Origin of the sequence: Brachybacterium sp. FME24, assembly GCF_014897705.1 — a bacterium.
Taxonomy (GTDB): Bacteria; Actinomycetota; Actinomycetes; order Actinomycetales; family Dermabacteraceae; genus Brachybacterium.
In genome coordinates, this window is the sequence record NZ_JABUXV010000013.1 from 1 (window position 1) to 11597 (window position 11597).

The window sequence follows — 11597 nt, forward strand, 5'->3', positions numbered from 1 at the left end:
AAATAATGGCATCAACAAACAGACACGCTATTGAGATATCAAGCAACACGCGCACTCGGCCGTCCAAACCTTCCGGCTCTTCCGCTCCGAGGCAACCCTTATAACTTAGGGCTTCCGGCCTCCCATGTCAACTCGGTGCTGTGTGATCCACACCTCGCCGGCCTCGGGGAAGGCCTATCGTGCCTGCTCAGCGGCGAAATCTCGGAACAACCTCTCGGCCGCTCCTCGTTCCCGTCGTGCTGGGCACAAGGAAGAACATTACGCAGACCGGGGAGGTGCGTCAAGCCAGAACGGCCTTTCGCGTCGTGTCCCGCGCCACATTCCCACATGGCCTACGAATATGCAGGTCACAGGCATGCGGAGGGGATCCGTGGACTGCCGTTCGACGGCACCGGGTTCCCATCGCTCCCAGGAGGGCGTCTCAGATGTGAGGCACGACCCCGCGATGCAGCGCCACGATCCCTCCCGTGAGGTTGCGGAACTGGGCGCGGTCCAGGCCTGCCTCGAGGAACCAGCCCCGCAGAGCCTCCTGATCCGGCCACTCCAGGATCGACTCGGCCAGGTAGTCATAGGCTTCGGCGCTCGTGGCGACCCGACGGGCCACGGCCGGCAGCGCCCGCAGCAGGTACCGCTGGTACACGGTCCGGAACACAGGGGAGCTCGGGGTCGAGAACTCGCAGACCACCACGCGTCCCCCGGGCTTCACCACTCGGGCCATCTCGTCCAGCGCCTGTCTCGGGTGCTGCACGTTGCGCAGCCCGAAGGAGATGACCGCAGCGTCGAAGGAGTCATCGGCGAAGGGGAGGTGCTGCGCATCGGCGCCGACGAACGGGACGGGGGCTCCGCGCCGCCGGCCTTCCGTCATCATCCCCAAGGAGAAGTCGGCCGCGACCACCCGGGCGCCGGTGCGCGCGATCGCGGCGGAGGACGTCCCGGTACCGGCGGCGAGGTCGAGCACCGTGCCGCCGTCGCGAACATCGAGCGCCTCGACCATCGCTTCGCGCCACATCCTCACCTGGCCCAGTGCGGCGACATCGTTCATGAGGTCATAGCGCTTGGCGATGCTGTCGAACATCCCCGCGACGTCATACGGCTGCTTCTCGAGATCGGCTCGGCTCATGTCCCGATCTTCCCATGCACGAGGCCCGAGCACGGACCGCTCACGGGCGCGCCGAGTTCGCCTGGCAGGATGGGGACGCCTGCCGTCGGAACCGCCGTCGGCGCCGGCCCACGCATCATGAGGAGCAGCCGATGTCCGATGCCCGCACCGTTCGAGCCGACACGATTCGCGGTATGTCGATCCCCCAGGAACTGCTTCCTGCAGACGGTCGGTTCGGGTCCGGCCCCTCCCGCATCCGTGATGAGCAGCTCCAGGCACTCGCCTCGGTCGCCCGCACCGTGCTGGGCACCTCTCACCGCCAGGCACCTGTCAAGCAGCTCGTCGGTCGCATCAGGTCCGGCCTGAGCGAGCTGTTCTCGCTTCCCGAGGGCTATGAGGTGGTCCTGGGCAATGGCGGCTCCACCGCCTTCTGGGATGTCGCCGCCTTCGGCTTGGTCGAGCGCCGCTCCCAGCATCTGGTGCTCGGAGAGTTCTCCCAGAAGTTCGCGACCGAGATCGCTGATGCTCCGCATCTCGGCGATCCGGAGATCATCCGCTCCGCACCCGGCTCCCTCCCGGAGCCGGCAGCCCGCGACGACGTCGACGTCTACGCCTGGCCGCACAACGAGACCTCGACCGGCGTGATGGCCCCCGTGCGTCGGCCCTCCGGTGCGCGCGCGGACCAACTGGTGCTCGTCGACGCGACGTCGGCTGCGGGCGGGGTGATGGTGGATGTCTCCGAGACCGACGCGTACTACTTCGCCCCCCAGAAGGCTTTCGCCTCCGACGGCGGGCTGTGGCTCGGTGTCCTGTCCCCTGCCGCGATCGAGCGCGCCGAACGCCTCGCGACCGACCAGAGTCGTTGGATCCCGTCCTTCCTCTCCCTGACCAGTGCGATCGAGAATTCGCGCAAGGACCAGACCCTGAACACCCCTGCAGTCGCCACGCTCGTGCTGCTGGCTGAGCAGATCGACTGGATCCTTGCCCAGGGCGGGCTCGTCTGGGCTGACGCCCGCACGCGGGCCACCAGTGGGATGCTCCAGGACTGGGCCGCCCGCCGCCCCGAGATCACGCCGTTCGTGAGCGAACCGGCAGCCCGGTCCCAGGTGGTCACCACGCTGGATGTCGACGACGCGGTCGATGCCACCGCGATCACCGCCGCGCTGCGGGCCCACGGCGTCGTCGACATCGAGCCGTACCGGAAGCTCGGCAGGAACCAGCTGCGCATCGCGACCTTCCCGGCGGTCGGCGAGGACGACGTCGACGCGCTCCTGAAGGTTCTGGATCACGTTCTGGACCACAGCGCCTGACCACGTTCGCCGCGCATCATCGCTCAGCACGGCACGGGCCGGGCCACCTCGAGGTGACCCGGCCCGTGCTCTGCGGTGATCCGGCTCCGGCACCCGGATTCCGGACCCGGGTCAATCAGGACGCGAGATGAGTGTCCGACGCAGGAGCGCCGTCGCGTCACGCAGCGTCTGCTGCTCCTGTGGTCCGGCGGCCTCGATCCGGGTACGCAGCCAGGCGTCGCGCTCGGCGCGTCCCTTCAGGACCACCCGCTCCCCCGCCTCGGTGAGCGTCACGCGCACCTGTCTGCCGTCGGCGGGATGGGCGGCGCGGTGCACCAGGCCCTCCCTCTCGAGGCGACCGAGCATCCGAGTCATCACCGGCGGGCTGACATGCTCGAAGTCCGCGATCGTCCCCGGAGTCGAGGCCCCCGAGCGCTGCAGATAGGCCAGCACCGAGTACTGGGAGGCGGAGACATCGTCGGACGCGGTGTGGGAGCGCAGGATGCGCGAGGAGACGAGCAGGACCCGGCGCAGCTCGGCCGCCAGCTCGGCGACCTCGACCTGCCCTTCGTGACCGACGTGCTCGTCGGCCGACAGGGCCGCGGATCCCGGATCCGACGGGAGCCCCGGAACGAGATCGGGAGTCTCGTCCCGCGCGTCCTGCCGCTCCTGTTCCGTCACAGCAGCAGACCCTCGATCGCCCCGCGGAGGAAGTAGGCGACGAACAGTGCGGCGATGACATACATCAGCCAGTGCACCTCGCGCGCCTTCCCGCGCACCACCCGGATGAGGACGTACATGAGGAACCCGGCGCCCATTCCGACCGTGATCGAGTAGGCGAACGGCATGAGGATGATCGTGAGGAACGCCGGCAGCGCGATCTCCACGTCCGAGAAGTCAATCTCGCTGACCTGGGTCATCATGAGGAAGCCGACCATCACCAGCGCCGGCGTCGCGGCCTCGTACGGCACCAGGCCCACCAGCGGTGACAGGAACGTCGTCAGCAGGAAGGCGATGCCGACCACGACGGAGGCGAGGCCCGTGCGAGCTCCCTCCGCGACGCCCGAGGTGGATTCGACGAAGCTCGTGTTCGAGGACACGCCCCCGAGCCCGCCGGCGATAGCGCCGATCGAATCCACGACGAGGATGCGCTGGGAGTTCTCGATGTCACCGGTCTCGTCCACAAGGTCGGCGCCGCTGCCGACAGCGACCATCGTGCCCATGGTGTCGAAGAAATCGGCCAGCAGCAGGGAGAACACGATGACGATCGCACCGATTCCTCCGGCGGCCGTGATGCCCCCGATCGGGTCGACCGTGAACAGGGTCGCGAAATCGGGGACCTGGATCGGGAACTCGGTCAGAGCGGGGACGTTCATCGCCCACCCTCCGGGATTCCCGGCTCCGGACCCATCGGCCGGGGCGAAGGCACCGAGCCTCATCACCTGCTCGATGATGATCGAGAGCACGGTGGCGGAGACGATCGCGATGAGGATCGAGCCGGGGACCTTGCGCACCCAGAGGACGAACATGAGCAGCAGACCGGCCACGAACACGAAGGTCGGCCACCCGGTGAGCGAGCCGTCATTGCCCAACTGCACCGGGGTCCCGGCCGCGGTGGTCACGAACTTGGCATTGAACAGCCCCAGGAAGGCGATGAACAGACCGATGCCCACGGCGATCGCAGTCTTGAGGAACGGCGGCACGGCGTTGAACACCGCCCGACGGAAGCCGGTGAGCACGAGGATCAGGATGACGACGCCCTCGAGGACGACCAGGCCCATCGCCCCGCCCCATGTCATCCCTGGCAGCGGCACCACGGAGTACGCGACGTACGCATTGAGGCCCAGACCGGTCGCCAGCGCCAAGGGAAATTTGGCCCACGCGCCCATGAAGATGCTCAGCAGGCCTGCGATCAGGGCGGTGCCCGCGGCGACCGCCGGCAGATTAGGCTCGGACCCTCCGCCCAGGAACTGGCCGGTCGAGTCGGGAACAGTGCCGATGATCAGCGGATTCAGCACGACGATGTAGCACATCGAGAAGAACGTGACCAAGCCTCCGCGGATCTCACGAGGCACGGTCGACCCGCGCTCGGTGATCCGGAAGAACCGATCGAATCCGTGGCGCGGCGTCGGGGCCGTCAGGGAGGGGGACGAGGAGGGGTCGGCCTTCTGCATGAAAGCGATCGTATCCGGCGGTGCACCGCCCGGTCGCGCCGGGCCCCCGGCATCAGCTGTGAGGTACGACCGGGTTCTCGGTCTCGAGGAAGCGCGCGTACCGGTAGTAGTCGGCGAGCTCGAGACGGGTGGCGGCAGCTTCGTCGATCACGACGGTGACATCCGGGTGCAGCTGGAGGCTGGTCGCGGGCCAGCGGGCGCTGATCGCTCCCTCGACGAGCTGGGCGACGGCCTCGGCCTTGCCCTCCCCCGAGGCGGTCAGCACGATCGACCGTGCTTCGCGGATCGTCCCGAGCCCCTGACTCAGTGCGCGGACAGGGACGTCCTCGGCGCGGTCGAAGAAGCGCGCGTTGTCGGCGATGGTCCGACGGGTCAGGCCGATCACGCGTGTCCGGGATGCGAGGGAGCTGCCAGGCTCGTTGAACGCGATGTGGCCGTTCGAGCCGATCCCGAGGATCTGCAGGTCGATGCCCCCGGCCTCGGTGATCCGACGGTCGTAGGCGGCGGCTTCGGCGGCCGGGTCATCGGCGGCGCCGTCCGGCGAGAGCACCGCCGCATCGTCGATGTCGACGGAGCTGGTGAAGTTCTCCCGGATGAAGCGATGGTAGCTCTGCTCATGCCCGAGGGGCAGGCCCACGTACTCATCGAGCAGGAAGGCGCGGGATCCGGCGAAGGAGAGCCCCTCCTCGCGGTGGCGTCGGATCAGCTCGGCGTAGGCGGGGACCGGAGAGGACCCCGTGGCCAGCCCGAGGATCGCGCCAGAGGCACCGGCAGATCGCACCGTCCGCTCGAAGACGTCGGCGACGGCGTTCGCACCTGCGGCCGCGTCCGTGACGATGTGGATCTCCATGAGGTCCTTCCCTCCCGGCCCGCCCGCTGCGTCGGCAACGAGAACGATGGCCGTACATGCTCGTTCATTGGCTGAAACGAGCATACTCGGTCACGCGGAGGGTGCGCGCATCGCTCGCACCCGGTACGTGTTCTCTCACATGCGCTGAGGCACCGCCACGCAGTGCGTGACGGTGCCTCAACGGTGATCGGGAGGCCGCCGCTCAGGGGGCGACTCCCGGTCCGATCACTTCTTCTTGCCGGAATTCGCCGCGTACTCGAAGGCCGCGCGCGGCGTCGAGGACTGCGGAATGCCGATGATGTCGCGACGGGAGACCAGCGTGGTCGCCCAGCCGGCGACCACGGCGGCCTTGCGACCGAGCGTCGGCATCGCGTACACGTGGTAGGCGCGGGCCATGGCCCACGCGGGCAGGCCCCGGATGTCGAGCTCCTTGTCGGCCAGGTTGATGCGGCCGACGCCCTTGTACATGCCCAGGGTCGCCATGACGCCGAGGTTCTTGTGGTAGTAGTCCACCAGCGGCCGGCCCTGCACGGAGCGTGCGATGTTGTCGGCGACTCGCTTGCCCTGACGGGTGGCGTGCTGAGCGTTCGGCGGGCAGAACTTGCCCTCGCCCGAAGCCAGATCCGGCACGGCGGCGCAGTCGCCACCGGCGAACACATTGTCCAGCGAACCGTCAGGACCGTTGACTCGCAGATCGGCCAGTGCCTCGAGCTTGCCCATCATCGGGCCGCGCTCGGAGATGACCGGCAGGTCGGAGGCATCGGAGTCGCCGAGCACCGGGTTGGGCTTCACCCCGGCGTTCCACACCAGCAGGCCGGTCTCGAACTCGTCGCCATCGCTGGTCTTGATGAGACCGTCCTCGGCGGAGTTGAGGAACGTCTCCAGCTTGACCTCGATGCCGCGCTCGCGCAGCTGATTGAGCACGTAGGCGCGCTGGTCCTCGGTGAGCTCGGGGAACACGAACGGCGCCGCGTCGATGAGCACGAAGCGGATATCCGAGGCGTGCAGATCCGGGTAGTAGCGCAGGGCGTCGCGAACCATGTCCTCGGTCTCGGCGATCGCCTCGCCGCCGGCGAAGCCGCCACCGATGAAGGTGAAGGTGAGCAGGCGCTTGCGGATCTTCGGATCCTTGGTGGAGGCGGCCTCGGCGAGGTTGGCGAGGATGCGGTCGCGCACGGCCACTGCCTCCTCGACCTGCTTGAATCCGATGGCGTTCTCTGCGAGGCCCGGGATGGGCAGCAGGCGCGGAACAGCACCGAGACCGACGACCAGGTAGTCGTAGGCGATCTCGAGCTGGACATCTTCCTCGGTGGTCACCACGACAGTGTTGTCCGCGCTGCGGATCTGGGAGACGGAACCGGTGACGACCTTGGCGCCCGCGAGGACCTTGCGCAGCGGCGCGAGGACATTGCGGGGGTCGATGCTGCCGGCGCCGACCTCGGGGAGGAAGGGGGCGTAGGTCATGTAGGGCCGAGGGTCGACGACCGTGATCGCGACCTCGGAGCCGAGGGTCTTGCGCAGGTCGGACGCAGTCGTCAGGCCGACGGAACCGCCGCCGAGGATCAGGACATGGGGCTTACCGCCGAAAGTGGTGTTCATAGGCCACAGCCTAGAACCGTGAGGCCGTTCAGACAAAAACGATGCGCTCCGTGGACGAGCACGGCGATCTCGATGCCCCGGCCCTCCGCACGCACTGCGGGTGGGTCGGAGCGCGCTTCCGGCTCAGGCCACGCGGTCCAGCAGGTCCAGGGCGATCCCGTCGAGGATGTCGTGCTCGCTGGTGCGGGTGTCGGTGATGCCGGAGGCCGCTGCGACCCGTTGCATGATCCGTGACCAGATCAGAGCCCCGGCCCCGATCACATCGATGCGCCCCGGGTGGATCAGTCGGTGCGAGGCGCGCTGCTCCCGGGTCTGGGAGAGGAGGTCGCGACAGAGCCGCTCGACCTCCTCGATCCGCAGACGCGCCCCATGGGTGACGTCGGGCCGATACTCCTCCAACCCCAGAGCCACTCCCGTGACGGTGGTCACAGTTCCGGCGACCCCGACGAGGGCGGAAGCCTGCTCGAGGGGCACCACCGCCGCAGCCTGGTCCAGGAGCGCATCGACGTCCGCGGTGGCCGCGGCCACCTCGGCGGCCGTCGGCGGGTCCGTGGCCAGGTGTCGTTCGGTCAGACGCACCGACCCGATATTCATGCTGATCCGATGCGAGGGAGTCTCGGTGCCGAGCACCAGTTCCGTCGAGCCGCCGCCGATGTCGACCACCAGGCGCGGGCCCTCGGGCAGGTCACCGACAGTGCTGACGGCGCCCCGGAACGAGAGCGCCGCCTCCTCGTCGCCCGTGATCACCTCCGGCGTCACGCCGAGGATCTCGCGGATGCCCTCGATGAAATCGTCGCGATTGGAGGCATCGCGGGTCGCGGAGGTGGCGACGAAGCGCACATCGCTCGGGGCGACCCCATGATGCTCGATCAGCTGCTGGTACCTGCGCGCGGCATCCAGTGTGCGCTCGATCGCCACCGGATCGAAGCGTCCGGTGCGGTCCACGTCGAGGCCGAGGCGGACCATCTCGAGGTGACGTTCCAGGTCGATGAGCACGCCCGTGCCCTCCTCACGACGGGCGATCAGCAGCCGGATGGAATTGGTCCCGCAGTCGATGGCGGCAACGGGGGCACTCCCGGGCGCGCCTTCCGCTCCGGTCGGTTTCACAGGCTCCGCGAGCTCCGCTGTTCCGCAACGGCACACCAGCTGCGGAAGGACGCCGTCGATGGTCGCGAGGACCTCGTCGGCCACGGGGTTGATGCCCGGGCCCTCGGCGAGTGCCTGACCGGCAAGGGCGTGGAGGCACTTCACGCGCGTGGGCATGCCCCCGGCGCTGACGTGGTCGACCTCCTCCGCCTCACCGACCTCCTCGCGGCGGGCCAGATAGCGCTCATGGGCACGCTGGTAGCCGGTGGCGAGCTCGTCGTCCGTGGCGAGCCGTTCGGTCAGCTCCGCCATCAGGCCGCCGGACTCGAGGCGGGAGATCTCCAGGGTCAGCCACGGAAGGGTGAGGTAGAGCGAGGTGGGGAACGGCGTGCCGTCCTCCAGGCGAGGGGCGGTGCGGACCACGGCAGGGCGACCGCATCCGCAGCGGCGCGCGATGGAGACCACGCCGCGCATGTCCCGGCCGAGCTGCTCCCGCATCACCTCGAGATCGTGCTCGGTCGCCGGGGACTCGAAGGGAAGGGGCGCAAGTGCAGTCACTGGTCGGGATCCTGATCGGTGGGTTCGTCGGCGGGGTCCTCGTCGGAGACGTCCTCCTCGGTGGAGCCCGTCTCGTCGGGGATGTCATCGGGGGTCAGGCGGCTGGCTCCTTCGACACTCTTCCAGAGCGTCGAGAACCATTCGCCTTCCTGTGCCTGCTCGGCGGCCTGCTCGGCCTCCGTGAGCGGGACGTCCTGCCCGGAGGTATCGGTGAGGCGGTACTGGGTCTCCCCCGGCATCGCGAAGAGCAGCCGCTCCCTTGCGCGGGCGGCCACGAAGGCCGGGTCCTCCCAGCGGGAGACCTGCTTGCGCAGGGACTCCACGTCGCTCTCCTGCTGGTTCACCGTGGCGTGCAGCTCCGAGAGCTGCTGGCGCTGGGCGACGTACGAATTCACGGTCGGGACCAGGGCTGCCAGGGCGATCACCACCAGGGCGACGAGTGCAAGCGTGCGCCGGGTGATGGTGACACCGGGGCCGTCCCCCTCCGGGCCGCGCGGAGTCGTGCTGCGAGGGCGGGACGCGGCGGCCGGGCCGCGGTTGCGCGAGGCGGAACTCCCCTTCGCGGTGGTGCGGGATGTCGCGGCGGCAGGGCGTGCGGACGGCCTCGCGGCGGGACGGCGGGCCCCCGACGCAGAGACCGGGCGCCTCGCTGATCGCGGGGCGCCCGGTCGTCTGCTGCTCATGCTCCGAGGTTACAACCTCAGGCTGAGATCTCAGGCGGTGAAACGCGTGAACCGGGGAAATGCTGAAGCGCCGGCGTAGCGCGCGGCGTCGCCCAGCTCCTCCTCGATGCGCAGCAACTGGTTGTACTTCGCCACGCGCTCGCCACGGGCGGGGGCGCCCGACTTGATCTGGCCGCAGTTGGTGGCCACGGCGAGGTCGGCGATGGTGGTGTCCTCGGTCTCACCGGAGCGGTGGGACATCATGGCCTTGAAGCCCGCACGATGCGCGAGGTCCACGGCGTCGAGGGTCTCGGAGAGAGAACCGATCTGGTTGACCTTCACCAGCAGCGCGTTGGCGGAGCCCTCGGTGATCCCGCGGCCAAGGCGCTCCGGGTTGGTGACGAACAGGTCGTCGCCGACGAGCTGGGTCTTGGCGCCGACACGCTCGGTCATGGCCTTCCAGCCCTCCCAGTCGTCCTCGTCCAGCGGGTCCTCGATGGAGACCAGGGGGTACGCGTCGACGAGCTCGGCGTAGTAGTCGATCATCTGGGCGGAGGTCTTCTTCTCGCCCTCGAAGGTGTAGGAACCGTCCTCGAAGAACTCGGAGGCCGCGACGTCCAGCGCCAGGGCCACGTCCTTACCGGCCTCGAAGCCTGCCCGGCCGATGGCTTCGACGATGAGGTCGAGGGCCGCACGGTTGGAGTCGAGGTTCGGGGCGAAGCCGCCCTCGTCACCGAGTCCGGTGGCCAGTCCGCGCTCCTTGAGCACGGACTTCAGCGCGTGGTAGACCTCCGCGCCGACCCGCATCGCCTCGGCGAAGGAGTCCGTACCGATCGGGGCGATCATGAACTCCTGGATGTCGACGTTGGAGTCCGCGTGGGAACCACCGTTGAGGATGTTCATCATCGGAACGGGCAGGATGTGCGCGTTCGGGCCGCCGACGTACTGGTACAGCGGCACACCGGCGGAGTCGGCGGCGGCGCGGGCCACGGCCAGGGAGACGCCGAGGATCGCATTGGCGCCCAGGGCCCCCTTGTTCTCGGTGCCATCGGCCTCGAGCATGACCTGGTCGATCGCGCGCTGCTCCTGGACATCCATGCCCAGGATCTTCGGCTGGATGTCGGTGATGACCGCGGAAACGGCCTCCTCAACACCCTTGCCGAGGTAACGGGACGTGTCCCCGTCGCGACGCTCGACGGCCTCGAAGGCTCCGGTCGAAGCGCCGGAGGGCACCGCGGCGCGTGCCACGATGCCATCGGTCAGGAGGATCTCCACCTCGACGGTGGGGTTGCCTCGCGAATCGAGGATCTCGCGGGCGTGAACGGCATCGATCAGAGCTGCCATGGGCTGTTCCTTCCTTCAGGAGAAGAGCGGTCACGGCCGGTCGGCGCTGACCGTCCACCAGCCAGTCTAGGCGCTCGGGCCGCTCTCGCCCGACAGGGTGTCACCAGCCGGGCTCTCCGGGGCGGTCTCGGTGACGCTCGTGCGCATCCGCGCGAGCAGGGCGCGCAGGGCTGTCTCGGGGTCGTCGTCACGGGCCTCGGCCGCGATGACGAGATCCAGCAGGGCGCGGCCGATGTCGCCGCCCCAGTGCTCGGCGTCCGCGGACCCGGCGGCCTCATCAGCGGCGGCCAGCAGCTCCTCGAGCCTGCCGTCGGACCGTGCCCGGTGAACCACCTTGGCGGCGGTCTGCAGGGCAGGCAGCTGCGCGGGGATACCGTCGAACCAACCCCGGTGGCCGACTCCGGCCGCCGTGCGCTCGCTCGCCTTGACCGCATGCCACTGGGCGATGATCTCCTCGACATCGCCGGGGTCCGCGAGCGCCTGGTCGCGGCTACGACCGAAGACATGGGGGTTGCGCCGCTCCATCTTGGCGACGAAGGCTCGGGCCACGTCGTCGACGTCCCAGGCGGGAACCTCCTCCTGCCCCATACGGGCATGGAAGAGGATCTGGAAGAGAAGGTCACCGAGCTCGTCGGCCAACGCCCCGGGTCCGTGGGCCGACGGGTCGTCGATCACCTCGAGCACCTCGTGACTCTCCTCGAGCAGGTAGCGCGCGAGGGAGGCGTGGGTCTGCTGGTGCGTCCAAGCGTCCCCGTCGGCCGCGCGCAGGGCTTCCATCACCTCCACCGCTCTGAGCAGTTCGCGCCCGGGGCGCCGGTCAGGCGAGGGCTCGGTGGCGTCGGGGGGCTGCTGAGCATCGGTCACGGGAGCGAGGCTACTGCGCCGAGCCCGTCCCTGGGGCCCGCACCGAGACCGATGGCTGCTCCTTCCCGAGGC

10 protein-coding genes are annotated in these 11597 nt (G+C 69.0%); 1 reads left to right on the top strand and 9 read right to left on the bottom strand.

All coding sequences use genetic code 11. The annotated features are described in order from the left end of the window. Positions 1-421 precede the first annotated feature (421 nt). Positions 422-1120 carry a demethylmenaquinone methyltransferase gene (locus INT51_RS15070; RefSeq protein ID WP_193106160.1) on the bottom strand — a complete coding sequence of 233 codons (699 nt, stop codon included), beginning with the start codon at positions 1118-1120 and terminating at the stop codon, positions 422-424. Positions 1121-1251: 131 nt separating this feature from the next. Between INT51_RS15070 and serC the strand changes: the two genes are divergently transcribed. Beyond that, the gene (serC, locus tag INT51_RS15075) at positions 1252-2409 is read left to right on the top strand and encodes a phosphoserine transaminase (protein ID WP_193106161.1); all 1158 of its coding nucleotides are present in this window, start codon (positions 1252-1254) and stop codon (positions 2407-2409) included. Between the two features lie 111 nt (positions 2410-2520). On the opposite strand, the gene INT51_RS15080 is transcribed toward serC, so the two are convergent. From INT51_RS15080 to INT51_RS15115, 8 genes are all read right to left on the bottom strand, one after another. After that, positions 2521-3069, bottom strand: a complete 549-nt coding sequence (locus INT51_RS15080; RefSeq protein ID WP_304502212.1) for a MarR family winged helix-turn-helix transcriptional regulator — start codon at positions 3067-3069, stop codon at positions 2521-2523. Then, a complete protein-coding gene (locus tag INT51_RS15085; RefSeq protein ID WP_193106162.1) occupies positions 3066-4562 on the bottom strand; it encodes an NCS2 family permease in 1497 nt (498 codons plus the stop codon). The genes INT51_RS15080 and INT51_RS15085 overlap by 4 nt, the downstream gene beginning before the upstream one ends. A 52-nt stretch (positions 4563-4614) precedes the next feature. Beyond that, positions 4615-5412: a glucosamine-6-phosphate deaminase gene (gene nagB / locus INT51_RS15090; RefSeq protein WP_193106163.1), complete on the bottom strand. Its 798-nt coding sequence runs from the start codon at positions 5410-5412 to the stop codon at positions 4615-4617. Between the two features lie 225 nt (positions 5413-5637). Next, positions 5638-7011: an NAD(P)/FAD-dependent oxidoreductase gene (locus INT51_RS15095; protein WP_193106164.1), complete on the bottom strand. Its 1374-nt coding sequence runs from the start codon at positions 7009-7011 to the stop codon at positions 5638-5640. 123 nt (positions 7012-7134) lie between these two features. Then, positions 7135-8655: a DUF501 domain-containing protein gene (locus tag INT51_RS22855; protein WP_370540816.1), complete on the bottom strand. Its 1521-nt coding sequence runs from the start codon at positions 8653-8655 to the stop codon at positions 7135-7137. Continuing rightward, positions 8652-9338, bottom strand: coding sequence for a septum formation initiator family protein (locus tag INT51_RS15105; RefSeq protein ID WP_193106165.1), 687 nt, complete (start codon positions 9336-9338; stop codon positions 8652-8654). Before INT51_RS15105 ends, INT51_RS22855 begins: the two co-directional genes overlap by 4 nt. Before the next feature lie 30 nt (positions 9339-9368). After that, a complete protein-coding gene (gene eno, locus INT51_RS15110) occupies positions 9369-10661 on the bottom strand; it encodes a phosphopyruvate hydratase (RefSeq protein WP_193106166.1) in 1293 nt (430 codons plus the stop codon). A 66-nt stretch (positions 10662-10727) separates the two neighbouring features. Next, positions 10728-11525, bottom strand: coding sequence for a MazG nucleotide pyrophosphohydrolase domain-containing protein (locus INT51_RS15115; RefSeq protein ID WP_304502213.1), 798 nt, complete (start codon positions 11523-11525; stop codon positions 10728-10730). Positions 11526-11597 lie beyond the last annotated feature (72 nt).